Origin of the sequence: Gordonia sp. SL306 (assembly GCF_026625785.1) — a bacterium.
Classification (GTDB): domain Bacteria; phylum Actinomycetota; class Actinomycetes; order Mycobacteriales; family Mycobacteriaceae; genus Gordonia.
Window position 1 is genome coordinate 5,221,522 of sequence record NZ_CP113063.1, and the last position, 20,058, is coordinate 5,241,579.

Below are 20,058 nucleotides of genomic sequence, written 5' to 3' on the forward strand. Positions count from 1 at the left end.
TGACCCCGTCACCTGCTCGTCGCGTCTGGGCTGAAGGAGTATTCGCATGTCCTCGACCGCCACCGTGGTCTCCCCTGAACGCGAACAATCGGTGCTCGCCGCCTTGCGGTCGCCCCGCCGGCTGCGCACCGAGGTTCTGGCAGGCGTCGTCGTCGCGCTGGCCCTGATCCCAGAGGCGATCTCGTTCTCGATCATCGCGGGTGTCGATCCCCGGGTCGGACTGTTCGCCTCGTTCACCATGGCCGTGACCATCGCGATCGTCGGTGGACGCCCCGCGATGATCTCCGCCGCCACCGGTGCGGTCGCGCTGGTGGTCGCGCCGCTGGTCAAGAGTCACGGCCTGAACTATCTGATCGCCGCCGTGATCCTCGCCGGTGTGTTCCAGATGATCCTGGGCGGCATCGGACTCGCGAAGCTGATGCGGTTCGTGCCGCGCAGCGTGATGACCGGCTTCGTCAATGCACTGGCCATCCTCATCTTCACCGCACAGCTCCCGCATCTGATCGGTGTGCCGTGGCTGGTCTACCCGATGGTCGCGGTCGGCATCCTGATCATCGTCGGGCTGCCGAGACTGACCGCGGCCGTCCCCGCGCCCCTCGTCGCGATCGTCCTGCTGACCGCCGCCACCATCGTGTGCGGACTCTCCGTTCCCGATGTGGGTGACGAGGGTGAACTGCCCGACAGCCTCCCCTCGTTCCTGATCCCCGACGTCCCCTTCACGTGGCACACCCTCACCGTGATCGCTCCCTACGCCTTGACCATGGCACTGGTCGGGCTGCTGGAGTCCTTGATGACGGCGAAGTTCGTGGACGACCTGACAGACACCCACTCCAACAAGTCTCGGGAGTCCGTCGGCCAGGGCGTCGCCAATATCGTCACCGGCTTCTTCGGCGGCATGGGCGGGTGCGCCATGATCGGCCAGACGATGATCAACGTCAGGGTGTCAGGTGCCCGCACCCGCATCTCCACCTTCCTCGCCGGGGTGTTCCTGTTGATCCTGGTGGTCGGTCTCGGCGACGTGGTGGCCCTGATCCCGATGGCAGCGCTGGTCGCCGTGATGATCATGGTCTCGGTCGGCACGATGGACTGGCACAGCATCAACCCGAAAACGTTGCGGCGCATGCCCAAGAGCGAGACCACCGTCATGCTGGCGACGGTCGCCGTCACGGTCGCCACCCACAACCTTGCCTATGGCGTCATCGTCGGCGTCGTCACCGCGATGATCCTCTTCGCGCGTCGCGTGGCCCACATGACCGAGGTCGTCGAGGTCGCCCATCCAGACGACGACACCCGGGTGTACGCAGTGCGCGGCGAACTGTTCTTCGCCTCCAGCAACGATCTCGTCTATCAGTTCGACTACGTCAACGACCCGCAACACGTGGTCATCGACATGAGTGAGTCCCACATCTGGGATGCCTCGACCGTGGCTGCACTCGATGCCATCACCACCAAATACGAGGCCAAGGGCAAGACGGCGACCATCGTCGGCCTCGACGACAGCAGCGCCGCCCGCCACGAACGCCTCAGCGGGCACCTCGGCGCCGACCACTGACCTGATGCCCGAAAGGACACGTCACGTGAGCACTCCCGACGACAGCGACCACGGACATCGACAGATCGGTGAGGTCGCCGCCGAAACCGAGTTGTCGATCAAGACCATTCGCCATTACGACGACGTCGGTCTCGTGGTCCCGTCGGCCCGATCGGCCGGCGGATTCAGGCTCTACACCCGTAGCGACATCGACCGACTTCTGGTCATCCGACGCATGAAGCCTCTCGGTTTCACCCTCGACGACATGCGGCAGCTGCTCGCCGCCCAGGACGCGATCTCCGGATCGGACGGTGAGGCGCCCGCGATCGCGGCGGCCGCCACCCTCGCCGAGTTCCACGAGCGGGCCGAGCATGCCTGCGCCAAACTGGCCCGCCAGCTCGACTACGCACGCGAACTCACCGCCCAACTCGCGGACCATGCCGACCGGCGATAGTGCCCCGACGGCACGGGCGATCCGGAAATCGGCGCATCTGTCCGGATTTCCGACACGCGATCGGGTGACCTGAATCTGCGGGTCAGGCGACGGGCTGATGAGAGAATGAGCCGTCCGATGCGTCGAGGGAGGTGAGGAGCCGTCACGATGAGCCCCGAAGACAGCAATCCCCAACCGGCTGAAGAGTTCCGCGTCCCGGTGGGCCGACTGATCGCCATGACTCCCGTCGGAATGGTGGTAGGCGCGGTCTGCGCCCTGCTCCTCTGGGGCATTTCGGCTCTGGCCGGGTTGATCGAGCATCTGATCTGGGACGATCTCACCGACGCACTGGGGATCTCTTCGGACACCTGGTGGTGGATAGTGCTCGTCCTGACCGCGACCGGCCTGCTCGTCGGACTCGTCGTCCGGTATGTGCCGGGGCACGCCGGGGACGATCCGGCCACCACAGAACTGGTCGCCAAGCCACTCGCACCCAGTGTGGTTCCCGGCCTTGCGGTGGCCGCGATCCTCGGCCTTGCCGGCGGCATCAGCCTGGGACCCGAGAATCCGATCATGGCGATCAATGCGGCGTTGGTGGTGGCCATCGGCGCCCGATTCATCCCCAAGGTGACCGCACACGACTGGGTGGGGTTGTCGACGTCGGCCACGGTCGGTGCACTTTTCGGAACGCCCGTCGCGGCCGCCCTCATGCTGTCCGAGGCAAACGAGGGCGACCAGCGCGTGCCACTCTGGAACCGCCTGTACATACCGCTGGTCGCAGCGGCGACGGGCTCGTTCGTCATCACACACTTCACCGACCTCGACATGTCGCTCGGTCTGCCTGCCGACGACTTCGGCGGAGTCGCGGAGGTCTTCGTCGCCATCGGAGTTGCGATGGTCGCGGCCGCGGCCGGCGTCGTCGCGTCACGGGTGTTCGACCCCTTGCACAAGCTCCTCCACCGGATCGGGAACCCGATCCTCCTGCTCACCACCGCAGGTCTCGTCCTCGGACTGCTCGGCGTGGCCGGCGGGACGATCACGTTGTTCAAAGGCCTCGATCAGATGAAGGAACTGCCGGATCGCATGGCGACGACGACTGCGCTCGGGTTTCTCGCTTTGGCAGGCATCAAGCTGGTCGCGCTGCTCATCGCCAGCGCCGCAGGCTTCCGTGGTGGACGAATCTTCCCGGCCGTCTTCGTCGGCGCCGCATTCGGTTTCGCGGTCCACGCCCTGTGGACGGACCTGCCGGTGACGGTGACCGTGGCCGCGGCCACTGCCGGAATCGTGGTGGCCGCCACGCGCAACGGATGGATGAGCCTGTTCCTGGCATTGGCCGTGGTTCCGCAGTTGGACCTGCTCATACCGATGCTCTTCGCGACGCTCGCGGCTTGGCTGGTCGTCGTGAACCGCGCCGAACTCCGCGCCACCCCGATCATGTCGCGGCCGGCGCAGGCGCCAACCGAACCGACCTGACGACTGCTACCGGTCCGACGACACGGTCGCCCGCTGCGCTTCGCCTGCTGCTCGGTCGACCCTGATCAGCGACCGGTCGAACAGTGTGATCAGCACCAACAACACGGCAGCGATCAACATGAAGACGGCCAGCTCGTGCAGACCGCCATCCGTCGCCTGCGTCCCGAAGAAGGCGCCGCTCGCGCTCGATGCGAGCATCGCGCCGAGGTACATGAAGGTGCGGAGGAGACCGGACGACGCGCCCATCCGCTCCGGATCTGCCTGGTGATAGAGAGTGTTCTGAATCGCGAGATTGACCAATCCCTGTGGAACACCGACGATCACAGCGATCACGATCAGGAACCACACCGCCGAGGTCTCGTGCACGAACAGCATCAGCACGCAGGCCACCACCATGGTCGACGCACCGACGAGCAGCTTCCCGCGGATCTGCGGACGGCGGCCGGTCACCACCGCCACCACGATGCCGGTTGCGAATGCAGGCATGAGGACGAGTCCGGCCTGCGAAGCCGACAACCCACGCCCGCCTTCGAGCCACTGCGTGAATCCGTACAGGAACGCGTACGTCACCGTCGCGCCGAGGACCGAACGGAGGTAGGTGACGACCAACGGCGCATTACCACCGAGCACGCGCACGTCGATGAACGGATCGCGGGCACGTAGTTCACGGATTGCGAAGCCGCCCGCGGCGACGACGGCAACCGCGACCAGCCACAGTCGATCGATGCGGAAGTCCATCAGCAGGACGAGGATGGAGATCATCATCCCGGAGAAGAGAATCACTCCCACCACATCGAACCTGGAGTCGGTATCGGTGCGCGCCGCCAAACGCGTCCGGCGCGGGAGGACCAGCAGTCCGAGGATCAGGCACGCCACCGACAGTGGGATGTTGATGGCGAATACCGCTCGCCATCCGCCGATTCCGATGAGGAGACCACCGAGCGTGGGGCCGACCACCGCGATGGTCTGGGTGGTCACCGACAGCGCGGTGAGCACGCCTGCCGGACTGGAGACGCCGGTTCGCTTCTCCTCGCTGCGGATCAGGTACATCGAGGCCGGATACGCTGCGCACGTGCCGAATCCGAGCACGACACGAGCGGCGATGAGCATCCAGAGTCCGGGGGCGAACATACCCAACAGTCCCGCGATGCCGGTGAGCACCGCACCGATCAGATACAGCGGTCGAGGACCGAAGATGTCGACAAGTCGGCCGAACAGTGGCTGGCCGATCGACGTCGCGAGATACAACGCGGCAACCAACCAGGCGGTCTCGGACGCCGGCGCACCGAACGCCACCGCGATGGGCACGAGCGCAACCGCGATGATCGAGGAATTGATCGGGTTCAGGATGGATCCGAGCATCATCGGCGCCAGGAGGCGTCGATCGAACCGCTCGGACCGGACATTCGGGACGGTGGTGGGCGCGGTCATCGGCGGGCCAGGTTCTCGATGATCCCCGCCGCGCGATGCAGGACTCCCAGTTCCTGGTCGGTGAGAGTTTCCTCGATCGTGCGGGCGAGCCATTCGTGGCGGGCGTCGCGGTTCCCCATCTCGGCATCCCGGCCCGCATCGGTCAGGACGACGAGCTGGCGGCGACGGTCGGTGGGATCCTGCGTCCGGCTGACGAGACCGAGGTCTTCGAGCGCCGAGATCGTCACGGCCATCGATTGCGGCCGGACCCCTTCCAATGCGGCGAGTGCGGACGCCGATGAGGCCTCCCCTTTGCCGACCCTCGCCAGCACCGATGCCTGTGCTGCAGACAGTTCCTGGCCGTCGGAGACCTCACGGAGACGACGGATGAGCCGGCCGATCGCCACTCGGGTGTCGAGCGCGACCTGGAGTGCCGACGGAGCGGCCTGCGGGTTCGCTTCGGAGGTGTTTTCGGGCATAATCGACAGTCTAGACTGAGCAGTTTGGAATTAACAGTCCGGACTGTCTAATGTGTGCCGCATGACCCACTCACGATCAGTCCTGCTCGCGATGGATTTCCAGAACGGAATCGTCGATCGCCTCAGCTCGCCGGATGTTCTCGCACCTGCGGGCCGTGCCGTCGCGGCGGCGCGCACCGCCGGCGTTCCCGTCTTCTTCGTCCGGGTGGCATTCCGGGCCGGATATCCGGAGGTCGCCGAGACCAATCAGGGGTTCGCCGCCGCCAAGCAGCACGCAGGCGACACGATGGTCGAGACCGGGCAGGGCACGCAGATCCACGAATCGCTCGCACCGCAGGCAGGCGAGCCGATCATCACCAAACGCCGGATCAGTGCATTCACCGGCAGCGACCTCGACGTCCTCCTCCGCGGCGCGGGCGTCGACACGTTGATCCTGAGCGGAATCTCCACCAGTGGAGTCGTCCTGTCGACGCTGCGACAGGCCGCCGATCTCGACTACCGCATCACCGTTCTCGAGGACGCGTGCGCGGATACCGACGACACCGTGCACCGCGTGCTCATGGACGCGGTGTTCCCGCGCCAGGCGACGGTCACCGCCACCGACAGCTGGATCAGCTCGCTCTCGGCGTGATGCGCCTCGAGTGGATCAGCGCGTCGCGGTGCGACGGAGTTTGGTGTTGACGAACTCGCCCATTCCCCATCGGCCCAGTTCACGTCCGTAGCCGGAGCGTTTCACACCACCGAACGGCAGGCCGGGCAACGTCGTTCCGTGCTCGTTGATGTAGGCCATCCCGACATCGAGGCGGTCGGCGACCTCTGCGGCACGAGCGATGTCGGTACTCCAGACCGATCCGCTCAGGCCGAAGGCGACGTCGTTCGCCAGTGCCACCGCATCGTCGGCGGAGTGCACCCGGTAAACCATCGCGACCGGACCGAAGATCTCCTCGGCATAAGCGTCCATGTCCGGGGTGATCCCGGTGAGAACCGCGGGTCTCATGAACGCGCCGTCGCCGTCCACCGGTGCCCCACCCGTGTGCAGCGTCGCTCCCTGGTTCACCGCCGTCGTGACCTGCTCGACGACCGTGTCGCGCGCGGACACCGACGACAACGGCCCCACGTCGGTGTCCGGGTCGGTCGGATCGCCCACCACGGCCCGGTCGAACTCTCCGACCAGCCCTTCGACGAAGTCATCGAAGAGATCGTCCACCACGATGAAGCGTTTCGGGGAGTTGCACGCCTGACCGGCGTTGGACAGGCGGGCGCGGGCTGCGATCCGCGCCGTCCGCGCCATATCGTCGGTGTCGAGCAGCACGAACGGATCCGAGCCCCCGAGTTCGAGGACGGACTTCTTGAGATGCTTGGCGGCCTCTTGCGCCGCCGCTGCACCGGCAGCCTCGCTACCCGTGAGAGAGACCCCGCGGATGGCCGGATGCCCGAGCAGTTCGGCGACCTGATCGGCGCTCGCGTACGCGTTGATGTAGACGTCCTCGGGCACCGATGCGTCGTGCAACACATCGGCCATCAGCGCGGCCGAGGCCGCGCAGATGGATGCATGTTTGAGGATGATCGTGTTGCCCGCCAACAGGTTCGGCGCGACGAACCGAGCCACCTGATAGTAGGGATAGTTCCACGGCATCACTCCGACGAGCGGTCCGATCGGCAGGGTCTGGACGAGTGATTCCGCAGCACCCTGGGGATCGAGCGTCTCGGTGACCAGCAGTTCGGGGCCGTGTTCGGCGTACCAGCGGTAGATGTCCGCCGCGAGCTGCACCTCCCCGGCCGCCTGTTTGGTCGGCTTGCCCATTTCCGTGGTGATGGCCTGCGCCAGTTCCGTCGAGCGCTTCTCGTACAGGTCCGCGGTTCTGGCCAGCGCCTCGGCACGTTCGGCCACCGATGCGTACCGCCAGGTCTCGAATCCGTTGGCGGATCGTTCGGCGATGTCGTTGATCTGGTCGTCCCGCAGGCCTGGGTATTCGTGCTCAGTCCTACCGGTCGCCGGGTTGGTCGTCACATAAGCACTCATGACCCGATGCTACGGACTCCACAAGAGGCCATGGGCCACCTCGTCGGTCTCGTGCGAATCGGGGTGCTCGGAGCCACAACTGTCATCACGACGCCGCCGACGCAACTATCGTGACGGATATGGCCAATCGAACACCGGACTCTCCAGCCACCGACGTCGACATCAAGCCCAGAAGTCGAGACGTCACCGATGGTCTCGAGAAGACGGCAGCACGCGGGATGCTGCGCGCTGTCGGCATGGGCGACGACGACTGGGTGAAACCACAGATCGGCGTCGGCTCGTCGTGGAACGAGATCACCCCCTGCAACCTGTCGTTGGACCGTCTCGCCAAAGCCGTCAAGGAAGGGATCCACGCCGCAGGTGGATACCCCCTGGAATTCGGCACCATCTCGGTGTCGGACGGCATTTCGATGGGACACGAGGGCATGCATTTCTCGTTGGTCTCCCGCGAGGTGATCGCCGACAGCGTCGAGACCGTGATGAGCGCCGAACGCCTCGACGGCTCAGTGCTTCTCGCAGGTTGCGACAAGTCGCTCCCCGGCATGCTGATGGCGGCCGCCCGTCTCGACCTCGCCAACGTCTTCCTCTATGCCGGCTCCACCCTGCCGGGGTACGCCACCCTCTCGGACGGTTCGGAACGACAGGTGACGATCATCGATGCCTTCGAGGCGGTCGGCGCCTGCTCACGCGGATTGATGAGTCGTGAGGACGTCGACACCATCGAGCGCGCGATCTGCCCCGGCGAAGGAGCGTGCGGTGGCATGTACACCGCCAACACCATGGCCAGCGCCGCCGAGGCGATCGGCATGTCGTTGCCGGGCAGTGCGGCGCCACCGGCCCCCGACCGGCGACGCGACCGGTACGCCCGGGAGAGCGGCGAGGCGGTGGTCGAACTCCTGCGGCGAGGCATCACCGCACGCGACATCATGACCCGGGAGGCATTCGAGAACGCGATCGCCGTCGTGATGGCCTTCGGTGGCTCCACCAACGCGGTCCTGCACCTTCTCGCGATCGCGAACGAGGCGGAGGTCGAGTTGTCGCTCGACGATTTCTCCCGGATCGGCTCGCGGGTACCGCATCTCGCCGACGTCAAGCCGTTCGGCAAGCACGTGATGACCGACGTCGACCGGATCGGCGGTGTCCCGGTCGTCATGAAGGCGCTCCTCGATGCCGGGCTGATGCACGGCGATTGCCTCACGGTCACCGGGAAGACGGTGGCCGAGAACCTGGCCGACATCGCACCGCCCGATCCCGACGGTCTCGTCCTGAGAGCCACCACGAGACCGATACACCCGACCGGCGGGATCACCATCCTGAAGGGCTCGCTCGCGCCACAGGGGGCCGTCGTGAAGTCGGCCGGCTTCGATTCCGACGTCTTCGAAGGCGTTGCGCGAGTCTTCGATCGCGAGCGGGCCGCGATGGACGCCCTCGAAGACGGCACCATCACCGCCGGGGACGTCGTGGTGATCCGCTACGAGGGCCCCAAGGGCGGCCCGGGTATGCGCGAGATGCTGGCGATCACAGGTGCGATCAAAGGTGCCGGACTGGGCAAGGACGTACTGCTGATGACCGACGGCCGATTCTCCGGCGGGACAACCGGGCTGTGTGTGGGGCACGTTGCACCGGAGGCCGTGGACGGCGGCCCCATCGCACTCGTCGAGGACGGTGACCGGATACGCCTCGACGTCGGAACCGGAACTCTCGACCTGCTGGTCGACGAGAACGAACTCGACAAGCGCGCACAGGGATTCACTCCCCTGCCGCCGCGCTACACGCGCGGCGTCCTCGCGAAGTACTCGAAACTCGTCACCTCGGCGTCCGAGGGAGCGGTGTGCAGATAGGACCTCACGCAGGGGCGCACCGATGAAATTGCTGGTCGCCAATCGCGGCGAGATCGCCCTCCGGATTCTGGCAACCGCGGCCTCCATGGGGATCCCGACGGTGGCGATCCACCCCGACGACGACGTCACGTGCGCCCACGTCAACCGAGCCGATGAAGCAGTCACACTGGCGGGCGCCGGGGTCACGAGTTATCTCGACATCGGCGCGATCGTCGATGCTGCCCGCGACACGGGCGCTACGTTGCTCCATCCCGGTTACGGATTTCTCGCGGAGAACCCTGCACTGGCCCGCGCCTGCGCGGATGCCGGGATCACGTTCGTCGGGCCCACGCCCGAACATCTGGACAAGTTCGGCACCAAGACGTCTGCGCGTGACCATGCCGCCCGGTGCGGGGTGCCGACGATCGCAGCGACCGACTCCCCCGCCGATCTGACTGCGGCGCAATCGCTCTGGGACCGCCTGGGCGACGGGGCCGCGGTGATGGTGAAAGCCGTGGCGGGCGGCGGCGGACGCGGGATGCGCCACGTATCCGACCGTGATGGCCTCGGTCCAGCGCTCGAGCGCTGCGCGTCCGAGGCCCTCGCGGCGTTCGGCGACCCGTCGGTCTACGTCGAGGAAGCGCTCATCGACGCCCGTCACGTCGAGGTGCAGGTACTCGGCGACGGCTCAGATGTCGTCGTCCTCGGTGATCGCGATTGTTCAGCGCAGCGCCGCCGTCAGAAGCTCGTGGAGATCGCACCGGCGCCTGCGCTCGATGCCGTGGTACGGGAAGAACTTCACCACGCCGCGGAGAAGCTCATGTCGGGCTACCGCGGACTCGCCACGGTCGAATTCCTCGTGGGCCGAGAGACGTTCGCGTTTCTCGAGGTGAACCCTCGCATCCAGGTGGAACACACCGTGACCGAGGAGACCACCGGCCTCGATCTGGTCGAGCTGGCACTGCGGGTCGCGACCGGCGTGACCCTCGCCGAACTGGGCCTCACGTCCTGTCCACCACCGCGGGGTGTCGCCATCGAGGCACGGGTCAACACCGAGACCGTCGGCGTCGACGGCGACGTGGCCGCGGGTACGGGGCGCCTACGCCGATATCAACCGCCCAGCGGACGTAACATCCGGGTCGACACCCATGGATACGCGGGCTACGAGGTCGGGCCTCGCTACGATTCCCTGCTCGCCAAGGTGATCGTGCGCGGCGTCGACACCGAATCGGCCGCACGCGACTGTGCTCGGGCCCTGGCTGCCTTCGACATCTCCGGAGTTCCGGTCAACACCTCTCTGCTGCAAGCCATCCTGGCGCGACCGGAACTCGGCGACGGGCGCATCGACACCACCTTCGTCGACCGTGAGATCGCCGAACTCGTGACCGCCCCGGGGCAGTCGATCCTGCCCACCGACAAGGCCGCCGCCGAAGACCAGACGGACAGGGCCGGTCCACCGCGCAAGGCGTCCCAGCCCCCGGCGGGAGCGCGTGTGGTCCCGAGTCCGTTCCGGGGGGTCGTGGTGTCGCTTCCCGCCGCGGTGGGAGATGTCGTCACCACCCGAACCGAGATCGTCGTGCTCGAATCGATGAAGATGGAGCACGTCGTACACAGCCCGGTAGCAGGGCAGATCACCGCACTCAACGTCCGCGTCGGTGACGCCGTCGACCTCGACGACGCAGTTGCGTTCGTCGTGACCGGCGACATCGACGGCACCACCGACGACGCCACCACCGAGATCGACCTCGAGCACATTCGACCCGATCTCGCCGAAGTGCTCGCACGGCACCACAAGACCCACGACGAGGGTCGCGCCGCGCCAGTCCGCAAGCGTCACGCGCAGCAGCGGATGACCGCCCGCGAAGGGCTCGCAACCCTCCTCGACGAGGGCAGCTTCGTCGAGTACGGCGCGCTGACCATCGCCGCGCAACGTCGCCGACGCAGCGTCGACGAACTCATCGACCGAACCCCGGCGGACGGACTGATCACCGGGACGGGCCGTGTCGACGGCATGCCCGTCGCCGTCATGTCCTACGACTACACCGTGCTCGCCGGAACACAGGGGCTGCACAACCATCAGAAGACCGACCGTCTGCTCGAGCTCGCCCACCGCCGAGATCTCCCTGTCGTGCTGTTCGCCGAAGGAGGCGGCGGCCGGCCAGGCGACACCGACACGTCCGCGGTAGCCCAGCTCGACGTCACCACCTTCCGGCTGATGGCTCAGCTCAACGGCAAGGTTCCGACCGTCGCGGTGGTCGCGGGGTATTGCTTCGCCGGGAATGCCGCGCTGGCAGGCAGTTGCGACATCATCGTCGCAACCGAGGGATCGAGTCTGGGGATGGGCGGACCGGCGATGATCGAGGGCGGCGGGCTCGGTCGGGTCGCGCCGGGCGAGGTCGGACCGATGGATGTGCAATGGGCCAACGGCGTGGTCGACCGCCTGGTCCCCGACGACGCCGCCGCGCTTGCCGACACCCGGCGGTATCTCTCCTACTTCCGTCCGTCGTCGGTGGATCCGGCGGCGGAGTCCGATCACCCCGCTGCCGGGGACCAGCGGCGCCTGCGCCACCTCATTCCCGAGAACCGGCTGCGCGCATATCCGATCCGACCGGTCCTCGAGGCGCTGTGTGACACCGGCTCGGTGTTCGAACTCCGCGCCGGGTTCGGCCACGGCATCGTGACGGCACTCGCGCGTCTCGACCGGGTCGCCGTCGGCATCATCGCCAACAATTCACAGCATCTCGGGGGCGCACTGGACGGCGACGCCGCCGACAAGGCCGTACGTTTCCTCGAACTCTGCGAGGCCCACCAGCTGCCGATCGTGTCCCTCTGCGACACACCGGGATTCATGGTCGGCCCGGAGGCCGAACGAACCGCGACGGTTCGGCGCTTCAGCGACATGTTCCGAGCCGGGGCGCGACTGACCGTTCCGCTCGTCATGGTGGTCCTCCGCAAGGCCTACGGCCTCGGCGCCATGGCGATGGCCGGCGGCGACCTCCATGCTCCGGTGGCGACACTCTCATGGCCGACCGGCGAGTTCGGCGGCATGGGACTCGAAGGTGCCGTTCGCCTCGGGTACCGCGACCAACTGGAGGCCATCGATGACTCCGACGCACGACAGGCTCGCTACGACGAACTCGTCGCGATGCATTACGAACACGGCAAGGCCCTCAATGTGGCAAGCGTGTTCGAGATCGATTCGGTGATCGACCCCGCCGACACCCGGGCGACGATCGTCCGCTGTCTGGCCGCACACGGCCCGATCCGGGCCGGCTGAGAACGCCCCGGCGTCTATCATCACCGCATGCGCCTCGAGGACCTCATGACGATCGTGCCGACCACAACCACGGAGGCACTGGAGTTGTTCGACAGCGCGGAACCGGTTGAGCCCGACGCAATGCTCGGCACCTGGCGTGGCGCCGAGCTGCCCACCGGCCACCCGATGGATGGCTTACTCGCCGCAAGTGGCTGGTGGGGAAAACAATTCATCGACACCGAGACGGTGCACCCGTTGCTCTTCCCCGCACGTGACGGATCATCACTCTGGCCGATGAATCCGGTCCACGCATTTCGCGGCGTCGGACTGGGCAGATTTCCAGCGGTGAAGCGGCGATCGTTCGCGACACCGATCGCAGTGCTCAGTCCGATGGTACGAGCCCGGAGCGCCAAAGCACGCCTGCGAACGACCCGGTACCGAGGGACCGACACAGCCACGATGATGTACGACCAGCTACCGATCAACGATGTGTTCCGTCGGCTGTCCGACCGGTCGGTCCTCGGAGCGATGGACATGAAAGGTTCGGCGCAGCCGTATTTCTTCGTCCTGTCGCGCGACGACTCCTTGCCGGTGCGGTAGAGCGGGCCGCCAGCCGCACCTGTCGCGTCAGTCCAGGCAGAACTCGTTTCCTTCGGGATCCGTCATCACGATGTGCCCGCCCGCGAGCGGCGGCGCGGGTTCGTGGCGTGCCACGCGATTCGCGCCGAGTCCGACCGTCCTGGTGCATTCCACTTCGAGAGCGGCCATCCGCTCATCGCCGGTGAGTCCCGGAGCCGACCGGACGTCGAGGTGCACCCGATTCTTTGCCGACTTGCCCTCCGGCACCCGTTGAAAGAACACTCGCGGGCCCACTCCGTCCGGGTCGATCAACGCCGAGGCGTCATTTCGATTCTCCGGTGGTATGCCCATCGCTTCGAGCGCGGCCTCCCAGCTGTCGAAACCTGGTGGCGGATCCTGGATCCGATAACCGAGAACCTCCGCCCAGAAACCGGCGAGTGCCGCCGGGTCGCCGCAGTCGAAGGTCACTTGGAATTCGCGCGCCATCACTGTCTCCTCTCGATCGCGAGTGCCGATACCGTCACACTGCCAGGTGATGCGGACAGGTTCGGTCCGTTACCTCGGATCGAATCCCTTTCGGTAGCGTTACCCGCATGAAGATCCGTCGCGGCGCCCTCTTGTCGATCACAGCTCTCGCATTGACGCTGACCGCCTGCACCTCGGGCACCGAGCCCACCACAGACACCACCGACAGCGCGCCGACCAGCGCAGCAGCTGCCGCGACGTGCCCCTCCGACGCACCCCAGGGCTCGGTCGACCCCGAATGGACCCTCCAGGGATCCACCGGCAGCGTCGCGGTTGTCGGGTCCACCGACACGGCCGCCCCGCGGATCGACGTCCAGACCCCCTTCGCTGTCACCCAGACCCAGGTCCACACGCTGACCGCCGGCGACGGCCCGGTTGTTCCCGACTCGGCATCGGTGTCGGTCTGCTACCTGGGCGTCGACGGTCGAGACGGAAAGGTCTTCGACAGCAGCTACGAGCGCGGCACGCCCGCCGACTTCCCACTCGACGGAGTCGTGCCCGGTTTCAAGAAGGCGATTGCCGGCCAGAAGGTCGGTTCGACGGTAGCGGTTGCGATGGCGCCCGCCGACGGATATCCGGACGGCATGCCCGATGCGGGAATTCAGAAGGGCGACACGTTGGTGTTCGCGATCAAGATCCTGTCCGCTCAGGGATAAGGCCTGACGAGCGGAACCGCCTCCGCGCCTCTCACCGTCCCTCGAGACCCGCCAGGATCCGCCGAGCCTTGTCGACGCGGGTCTGCACCTCGCTCAGAGCCTGTGCGGCACTCTGACCCTCATCGTCGGCAACCGTCAGCTGCCGCCGGGCGAAGCGTAGTTCGGCGTCGCAATGGGCGAGTTCCGCGCGCAACCGTTCGGCCTGCTCGGCCAGCTCATCCGCGCGGCGCGCCGCCTCGGCGCGCTGATCCGCACGCTGCGCCACGTCCTCACGCGCACGATGTTCGTCCGCCTCCGCGGACCTCAGCGCCGCCGCGGCGGCCGCGATTCGCTCGTCGAGGTCGTCGGATTTCTCGGCCTCGGCGGCCGGATCGTTGTCGGGATGATCGTCGGTGTCCTGGTCGCTCACGTCGGCCACCGGCTCCGGCACCGCGAACACCCCGGCCGGCCCGAAACCGCTGTACTCCGCCGCGGTGACGAGTCGCCCGCGCTGCAGCTCTGCGCCCACCTCGGGATCGGCGAGGGCGGCTCGTAAGGACTGTCCGACCTCGCGAATCGCATTGTCGGAGAGAGCCGCATCCAGTTCCCGCGCTCGCTCCGCCACCGCCACAACCGTTTCGGCGATCAACCGTTGCCGCCGGACGGACAGGTCCCGCAAGCGATCCGCCGCCGCACGTCGCTGAGCCGCTGCGAGTTCCGCGGCCAGATCGAGGATCGCGCCGACTCCGTCGGGATCATGTCTCGCCCACTGGTTCACCGCCCACGCGACCCGGGTCGGGCGTCGAAGGGCGGCGACCTCGGCAGCAAGCCTCGTACGGCCCGCGCCCTTCGCCTCCTTTGCCAGCACGTTCCGGCGCGCCACGAACTCGGCAGGCGGGAGTCCGTAGAGTTCGTCGACGATCTCGTCGAGGTCCATCAGTGGCCGCCTCTGGGTCCTGCGATGGAACCGTCGAGAGCAGCGGTCGCCGAGTAGCTCGGTCTGGCCATGTCCGGTCTCCTCACTGACCGCAGCGGTCGCCGAGACGGCGGTCGCAGTCATCTTCCCATCGTCGCCGGTGTCGGAGACCCCGCGCCGAGCGTTACCGCGGCCACCCCACTACCCTCGGGCGGTGCAGATCTCGACCTGGCTCGCGCTCCTGACGGCGTGCCTGCTCATCAGCTTCACACCGGGTGCCGGTGCGATCAACACGATGAGCAATTCACTCAACGTCGGATTCCGCAGGGCGATCTGGGGCGTGCTCGGTCAACAGGCGGCGCTCGTCATCCAGCTTCTCGTGGTCGCAGCCGGACTGGGCGTGGTCGTCTCCCGATCACCGGCGACCTTTGCGGTGATCCGCTATGCCGGCGCCGCCTATCTCGTCTACCTCGGCATTCGCCAGTTCCTCCGACGCCCCGACCCGGCGCCCGACCTTGCCCCGCAGTCTGTGCCGGAATCGGGGTGGTCGATGTTCGTGCGCGGTCTGTGGGTCAACTTGCTCAACCCCAAGGCGATCGTCTTCCTGCTGGCCTTCATCCCCGGGTTCGTACACACGAATCAGTCCCTGGTCGGACAGTATGCGGTCATCGCGGCCACGATCGTCGCCGTCGACATCGTGGTGATGTGGCTGTTCTTCGCGCTCATCGCGCGCGGATTCCGTCGGGTGACCACCAGCGAACGCGGACAGCGGAACCTCAACCGCACATTCGGGCTGCTGTTCGTCGGCGTTGGCGTGCTTCTAGCGACGGCCTGATCCCGATCGTCGGGAGGTCGACCGGTCGCGCGCCGTCGACCGGCCGACGATTGACACGATGCGGACCTCCGAGTACCCAGACGGAATGGGCACGTCGTCGAATTTCCGAGAAAACCGCTTCGACGACGTGACCGTGTTGATGTCGGGCCACGGGGGCGCGTTCCCGTACGGCAACACCGTTGTGGTGAACGGTTCACAAGCGCGGTTGGTGATCGATCCGTCGCTCGACATCGACCACGATCCGGTCGGCGCCGATGCGGTGATGATCAGCCATGCCCACGAGGACCACATCGCCGGGCTCAAGCACTTCGCCTGCGACAAGTACGCCCACCACGCCGACGTGGACGGTGTCCGCTCCCTGCAGGTGCTCCTCGACGGATACGGGCTCACCTCCGAGGAGCTTCACGCCGTCGGCGCGCAGATCGGCGAACAGTTCGCGCTCCCCGACGGCTTCCCGGAAGCCATCGGCGTCGGCGAGGGTCATGTTTTCGACCTCGGCGGCGCGAGCGCCACCGTGATCCATCTGCCCGGCCACACCGCCGGACACTGCGGGGTCCTGATCGAACCGGCGGGCTTCCTGTACGTCGCCGACATAGACCTCACCTCCTTCGGCCCGATGTACGGCGACGTCGGCAGCAGCGTCGACGATTTCCTGACGTCGATCGAGAGAGTCCGCACCATCGACGCCCGCTGGTACGGCACGTTCCATCAGAAGGGGGTCGTCGAAGGCGCGGCGGCGTTCCGACGCCGGCTCGACGACTACGCCGCGGTGATCCTTCGTCGAGAGGAACGACTCCTCGAGTTCCTCGATCGGCCACGCGCGATTCCCGACATCGTCGCGCACCGCCTCGTCTATCGACCGCACGTCGAATTGCCGTTCGTCGACGCGGTCGAACGCCGTACCGCGCAACTCCACCTGGATCGTCTCGTCGCGCACGATCAGGTCATCACGACCGACGGCGGTGAATTCGTCCGGCGGTGAACGCGCGGTGGGCCGAGCAAGGCCTGGGTCCGTCGCGATGGTTGAAATCGTTCTGATCAAAGCGACCCGGCCTCCGCACGCCCCATGGAAGTATCGAGTGCATGAGCGAGCACACCTATCGAGTCATCGAAGTCGTCGGCTCCTCGCCGAACGGTATCGACGCCGCGATCGCCAACGCGATCGCCCGCGTCTCGGAGACCACCCGCAATCTCGAGTGGTTCGAGGTCGTCGGGACCCGTGGTCACCTCGTCGACGGAGCGATAGCCCACACCCAGGTGACCGTGAAGGTCGGTTTCCGCATCGAGGCGAACGACTCACTCGACTGAACACACCGGTCGGCACGCACTTTTCGTCGAAGACTTGACTCAGTCCAGAAAAGACGCCATATTGTGTGCGTGCAGTCACACTCGGAGTACGCGAGCCAGTTGCGTGACGCCGATCTACGAGTCACCCGACCCCGGGTGGCCGTGCTCGAAGCTGTGTGCGCGAGTCCCCATGCAGACACCGAGACCATCGTCGGCGCGGTCCGTGCCGGCCTGCCCGACGTCTCGCGCCAGGCGGTCTACGACATTCTCCGTGCCCTGACCGCCTCGGGCCTGGTGCGGCGCATTCAGCCGTCCGGCCACGTCGCTCGTTACGAGTCCAGGGTCGGCGACAATCACCACCACGTCGTATGCCGCTCCTGCGGGATCATCGCCGATGTCGACTGCGCCGTCGGGGAGGCACCATGCCTCGTCCCGTCGGACCACCAAGGCTTCGTCCTGGACGAGGCCGAAGTCATCTATTGGGGCCTGTGCGCAGAGTGCGCAGCCTCTCCCACTTCGGGATCACGCCCGTGATCACAGCCCGAATCACCCACTCCCGAAAGGATTGTCGTGACTGAGGAAAACCCGGCCCACGCAACGGAGCACCCGCCGATAGCGGAGGCCAACACCGACGCGGACGACAAGGCCTGCCCGATGCGGATCAAGCCGCCAGTGGAGGGCGGCGGTAACCGTGATTGGTGGCCCAACCAGCTGAATCTCAAACTGCTGGCACACAATCCGGATGTCGCCAATCCGGTTGGCTCCGACTTCGACTACGACTCCGCCCTCGAGGGTCTTGATGTCGACGCACTGAAGTCCGACCTCACCGACGTGATGACTAACTCCCAGTCGTGGTGGCCTGCCGACTTCGGCCACTACGGACCGCTCTTCATCCGGATGTCATGGCACGCCGCCGGCACCTACCGCGTCGAAGACGGCCGTGGCGGAGCGGGTTCCGGGATGCAACGCTTCGCACCGTTGAACAGCTGGCCCGACAACGCGAGCCTCGACAAGGCGCGTCGTCTGCTGTGGCCGGTGAAGAAGAAGTACGGCAAGGCACTCTCCTGGGCCGACCTGCTGGTCCTGGCCGGCAACGTCGCACTCGAATCGATGGGCTTCAAGACCGCTGGCTTCGCGTTCGGCCGCGTCGACGAATGGGAGCCGGAAGAGGTCTACTGGGGCCCCGAGGCCGAATGGCTCGGCGACAATCGCTACAGCGGAGAGCGCGATCTCACCAACCCGCTCGCAGCCGTTCAGATGGGCCTGATCTACGTGAATCCGGAAGGCCCGAACGGCAATCCGGACCCGATCGCGGCGGCCACCGACATCCGGGAGACGTTCGGACGGATGGCGATGAACGATGTGGAGACCGCCGCACTCATCGTCGGCGGCCACACGTTCGGCAAGACCCATGGCAACGGTGACGCCGAGCTCGTCGGGCCCGAGCCCGAGGCCTCACCCATCGAGCAGCAGGGGCTGGGCTGGCTCAATCCACAGGGCACCGGCGCGGGAGCGGACGCGATCACCAGCGGACTCGAGGTCACCTGGACGCACACACCCACCAAGTGGGACAACAGCTTCCTGGAGATCCTGTACGGCAACGAGTGGGAGCTGACGAAGAGCCCCGCAGGCGCGAATCAGTGGCAGCCGAAGGACGGCGGCTGGGCGAGCTCGGTGCCCGAGGCGCACGGGTCCGGCAAGACGCACCCGTCGATGCTGACCACCGATCTGTCGATGCGGCTGGACCCGGTCTACGGCGAGATCACCCGCCGTTGGCTCGACCATCCGGAAGAACTCGCCGACGAGTTCGCCAAGGCCTGGTTCAAGCTGCTGCACCGTGACATGGGCCCGGCGATCCGCTATCGCGGTCCGCTGGCGCCGTCCGAGACCTACCTGTGGCAGGACAACGTGCCCGCGCAGGAAGGGCCGGTCGTCTCCGATGCGGACGTCGATTCACTCAAGTCGCAGCTCCTCGAGTCGGGACTGACTGTCGCACAACTTGTCTCCACTGCGTGGGCGGCAGCGTCGTCCTTCCGTGGCAGCGACAAGCGTGGCGGCGCCAACGGTGGCCGCATCCGGCTGCAGCCGCAGGCAGGCTGGGAGGTCAACGAACCCGACGAACTCGCCCAGGTCATCAGCAAGCTGGAGCAGATCCAGGAATCGTTCAACAGTGGTTCCGGCGCGAAGGTGTCGTTCGCCGATCTCGTCGTGCTCGGCGGTGTCGCCGCAGTGGAGAAGGCCGCCAAGGACGCCGGGTTCGACATCACCGTGCCCTTCACCGCGGGCCGCACGGACGCGACGCAGGAGTCGACCGATGTCGAGTCCTTCTCGTACCTGGAGCCCAAGGCGGACGGCTTCCGCAACTACGAGGGCAAGAGCAGTGAGTTGCCTGCCGAATACCGGCTTCTCGACAAGGCCAACCTGCTCACCCTGTCGGCCCCGGAGATGACCGTCCTCGTCGGCGGACTGCGGGTACTCGGTGCGAATTACAAGGATTCCGCCCTGGGTGTCCTGACCGACAAGCCAGGACAGTTGACGAACGATTTCTTCGTCAACCTGCTCGACATGGGCACCGAATGGACGCCGTCACCGGCCGACGACGGCACCTACGTCGGCAAGGACCGCGACTCCGGCGCCCAGAAGTGGACGAGCAGTCGGGCCGATCTCGTCTTCGGATCGAACTCGCAACTCCGCGCGCTCGCCGAGGTCTACGGCGAGGATGACGCGAAGGAGAAGTTCGTCAAGGACTTCGTCTCCGCGTGGGACAAGGTCATGAATCTCGACCGATTCGATCTGTCCTGACACAGCACAACGGCCCACCCGGGCCGAGGGCGACGGCGCCTCTCCTGCTCACCG

General features: G+C 66.5%; 18 protein-coding genes. 13 read left to right on the forward strand and 5 right to left on the reverse strand.

Going from position 1 to position 20,058, the window contains the following annotated elements:
• The first annotated feature begins 46 nt into the window (after positions 1 to 46).
• The 3 genes from OVA31_RS24035 (at position 47) to OVA31_RS24045 (ending at position 3,437) form a co-directional block, all read left to right on the forward strand.
• Positions 47 to 1,552, forward strand: a complete 1,506-nt coding sequence (locus OVA31_RS24035; protein WP_267629026.1) for a SulP family inorganic anion transporter — start codon at positions 47 to 49, stop codon at positions 1,550 to 1,552.
• Between the two features lie 25 nt (positions 1,553 to 1,577).
• Positions 1,578 to 1,985: a MerR family transcriptional regulator gene (locus OVA31_RS24040; RefSeq protein WP_267629027.1), complete on the forward strand. Its 408-nt coding sequence runs from the start codon at positions 1,578 to 1,580 to the stop codon at positions 1,983 to 1,985.
• Between the two features lie 147 nt (positions 1,986 to 2,132).
• Positions 2,133 to 3,437, forward strand: a complete 1,305-nt coding sequence (locus tag OVA31_RS24045) for an ion channel protein (RefSeq protein WP_267629028.1) — start codon at positions 2,133 to 2,135, stop codon at positions 3,435 to 3,437.
• Between the two features lie 6 nt (positions 3,438 to 3,443).
• On the opposite strand, the gene OVA31_RS24050 is transcribed toward OVA31_RS24045, so the two are convergent.
• Together OVA31_RS24050 and OVA31_RS24055 are read right to left on the reverse strand one after the other, a co-directional pair.
• Positions 3,444 to 4,868: an MFS transporter gene (locus OVA31_RS24050; RefSeq protein WP_267629029.1), complete on the reverse strand. Its 1,425-nt coding sequence runs from the start codon at positions 4,866 to 4,868 to the stop codon at positions 3,444 to 3,446.
• A complete protein-coding gene (locus tag OVA31_RS24055) occupies positions 4,865 to 5,326 on the reverse strand; it encodes a MarR family winged helix-turn-helix transcriptional regulator (RefSeq protein ID WP_267629030.1) in 462 nt (153 codons plus the stop codon). The genes OVA31_RS24050 and OVA31_RS24055 overlap by 4 nt, the downstream gene beginning before the upstream one ends.
• A 61-nt stretch (positions 5,327 to 5,387) precedes the next feature.
• Here OVA31_RS24055 and OVA31_RS24060 point away from each other — a divergent pair, with 61 nt between their 5' ends.
• A complete protein-coding gene (locus OVA31_RS24060; RefSeq protein WP_267629031.1) occupies positions 5,388 to 5,957 on the forward strand; it encodes a cysteine hydrolase family protein in 570 nt (189 codons plus the stop codon).
• A gap of 15 nt (positions 5,958 to 5,972) precedes the next feature.
• Here the strand turns inward: OVA31_RS24060 and OVA31_RS24065 are convergent, their stop codons facing one another.
• The gene (locus tag OVA31_RS24065) at positions 5,973 to 7,349 is read right to left on the reverse strand and encodes an NAD-dependent succinate-semialdehyde dehydrogenase (protein ID WP_267629032.1); all 1,377 of its coding nucleotides are present in this window, start codon (positions 7,347 to 7,349) and stop codon (positions 5,973 to 5,975) included.
• Positions 7,350 to 7,468: 119 nt separating this feature from the next.
• On the opposite strand from OVA31_RS24065, the gene ilvD reads away from it, so the two are divergent.
• From ilvD to OVA31_RS24080, 3 genes are read left to right on the forward strand one after another with little or no spacing between them, the layout of a single operon-like run.
• Entirely contained in the window at positions 7,469 to 9,190 is a 1,722-nt protein-coding gene (gene ilvD, locus OVA31_RS24070) for a dihydroxy-acid dehydratase (RefSeq protein ID WP_267629033.1), read from the forward strand.
• A gap of 22 nt (positions 9,191 to 9,212) precedes the next feature.
• Positions 9,213 to 12,446, forward strand: a complete 3,234-nt coding sequence (locus OVA31_RS24075) for a carboxyl transferase domain-containing protein (protein WP_267629034.1) — start codon at positions 9,213 to 9,215, stop codon at positions 12,444 to 12,446.
• Positions 12,447 to 12,473: 27 nt separating this feature from the next.
• Positions 12,474 to 13,025, forward strand: coding sequence for a DUF4334 domain-containing protein (locus OVA31_RS24080; protein WP_267629035.1), 552 nt, complete (start codon positions 12,474 to 12,476; stop codon positions 13,023 to 13,025).
• A 27-nt stretch (positions 13,026 to 13,052) separates the two neighbouring features.
• Here the strand turns inward: OVA31_RS24080 and OVA31_RS24085 are convergent, their stop codons facing one another.
• Complete coding sequence (locus OVA31_RS24085) at positions 13,053 to 13,490, reverse strand: VOC family protein (RefSeq protein WP_267629036.1); 438 nt, start codon at positions 13,488 to 13,490, stop codon at positions 13,053 to 13,055.
• A gap of 107 nt (positions 13,491 to 13,597) precedes the next feature.
• On the opposite strand from OVA31_RS24085, the gene OVA31_RS24090 reads away from it, so the two are divergent.
• Positions 13,598 to 14,185, forward strand: a complete 588-nt coding sequence (locus tag OVA31_RS24090; RefSeq protein ID WP_267629037.1) for an FKBP-type peptidyl-prolyl cis-trans isomerase — start codon at positions 13,598 to 13,600, stop codon at positions 14,183 to 14,185.
• A 31-nt stretch (positions 14,186 to 14,216) separates the two neighbouring features.
• On the opposite strand, the gene OVA31_RS24095 is transcribed toward OVA31_RS24090, so the two are convergent.
• The gene (locus tag OVA31_RS24095) at positions 14,217 to 15,224 is read right to left on the reverse strand and encodes a hypothetical protein (protein ID WP_267629038.1); all 1,008 of its coding nucleotides are present in this window, start codon (positions 15,222 to 15,224) and stop codon (positions 14,217 to 14,219) included.
• A gap of 70 nt (positions 15,225 to 15,294) precedes the next feature.
• Here OVA31_RS24095 and OVA31_RS24100 point away from each other — a divergent pair, with 70 nt between their 5' ends.
• The 5 genes from OVA31_RS24100 (at position 15,295) to katG (ending at position 20,004) form a co-directional block, all read left to right on the forward strand.
• On the forward strand, positions 15,295 to 15,915 hold the full coding sequence (locus OVA31_RS24100; RefSeq protein ID WP_267629039.1) for a LysE family transporter: 621 nt from the start codon (positions 15,295 to 15,297) through the stop codon (positions 15,913 to 15,915).
• An 85-nt stretch (positions 15,916 to 16,000) separates the two neighbouring features.
• Positions 16,001 to 16,897 carry an MBL fold metallo-hydrolase gene (locus OVA31_RS24105; protein ID WP_267631693.1) on the forward strand — a complete coding sequence of 299 codons (897 nt, stop codon included), beginning with the start codon at positions 16,001 to 16,003 and terminating at the stop codon, positions 16,895 to 16,897.
• A 101-nt stretch (positions 16,898 to 16,998) separates the two neighbouring features.
• Positions 16,999 to 17,223: a dodecin gene (locus tag OVA31_RS24110; protein WP_164309844.1), complete on the forward strand. Its 225-nt coding sequence runs from the start codon at positions 16,999 to 17,001 to the stop codon at positions 17,221 to 17,223.
• A 69-nt stretch (positions 17,224 to 17,292) separates the two neighbouring features.
• Complete coding sequence (locus OVA31_RS24115) at positions 17,293 to 17,736, forward strand: Fur family transcriptional regulator (protein WP_267629040.1); 444 nt, start codon at positions 17,293 to 17,295, stop codon at positions 17,734 to 17,736.
• A 120-nt stretch (positions 17,737 to 17,856) separates the two neighbouring features.
• Positions 17,857 to 20,004, forward strand: a complete 2,148-nt coding sequence (gene katG / locus OVA31_RS24120; RefSeq protein ID WP_267631694.1) for a catalase/peroxidase HPI — start codon at positions 17,857 to 17,859, stop codon at positions 20,002 to 20,004.
• Positions 20,005 to 20,058: the final 54 nt, after the last annotated feature.

Excerpts from the sequence above, each read along its gene's own strand:
- OVA31_RS24035 (WP_267629026.1), top strand. The coding sequence starts at position 47 with ATGTCCTCGACCGCCACCGTGGTCTCCCCTGAACGCGAACAATCGGTG.
- OVA31_RS24060 (WP_267629031.1), top strand. The coding sequence starts at position 5,388 with ATGACCCACTCACGATCAGTCCTGCTCGCGATGGATTTCCAGAACGGA.
- ilvD (WP_267629033.1), top strand. The coding sequence starts at position 7,469 with ATGGCCAATCGAACACCGGACTCTCCAGCCACCGACGTCGACATCAAG.
- OVA31_RS24110 (WP_164309844.1), top strand. The coding sequence starts at position 16,999 with ATGAGCGAGCACACCTATCGAGTCATCGAAGTCGTCGGCTCCTCGCCG.
- OVA31_RS24080 (WP_267629035.1), top strand. The coding sequence starts at position 12,474 with ATGCGCCTCGAGGACCTCATGACGATCGTGCCGACCACAACCACGGAG.
- OVA31_RS24055 (WP_267629030.1), bottom strand. The coding sequence starts at position 5,326 with ATGCCCGAAAACACCTCCGAAGCGAACCCGCAGGCCGCTCCGTCGGCA.
- OVA31_RS24085 (WP_267629036.1), bottom strand. The coding sequence starts at position 13,490 with ATGGCGCGCGAATTCCAAGTGACCTTCGACTGCGGCGACCCGGCGGCA.
- OVA31_RS24095 (WP_267629038.1), bottom strand. The coding sequence starts at position 15,224 with ATGACTGCGACCGCCGTCTCGGCGACCGCTGCGGTCAGTGAGGAGACC.
- OVA31_RS24065 (WP_267629032.1), bottom strand. The coding sequence starts at position 7,349 with ATGAGTGCTTATGTGACGACCAACCCGGCGACCGGTAGGACTGAGCAC.
- OVA31_RS24050 (WP_267629029.1), bottom strand. The coding sequence starts at position 4,868 with ATGACCGCGCCCACCACCGTCCCGAATGTCCGGTCCGAGCGGTTCGAT.
- OVA31_RS24075 (WP_267629034.1), top strand. The coding sequence starts at position 9,213 with ATGAAATTGCTGGTCGCCAATCGCGGCGAGATCGCCCTCCGGATTCTG.
- OVA31_RS24090 (WP_267629037.1), top strand. The coding sequence starts at position 13,598 with ATGAAGATCCGTCGCGGCGCCCTCTTGTCGATCACAGCTCTCGCATTG.
- OVA31_RS24105 (WP_267631693.1), top strand. The coding sequence starts at position 16,001 with ATGGGCACGTCGTCGAATTTCCGAGAAAACCGCTTCGACGACGTGACC.
- OVA31_RS24045 (WP_267629028.1), top strand. The coding sequence starts at position 2,133 with ATGAGCCCCGAAGACAGCAATCCCCAACCGGCTGAAGAGTTCCGCGTC.
- katG (WP_267631694.1), top strand. The coding sequence starts at position 17,857 with ATGCGGATCAAGCCGCCAGTGGAGGGCGGCGGTAACCGTGATTGGTGG.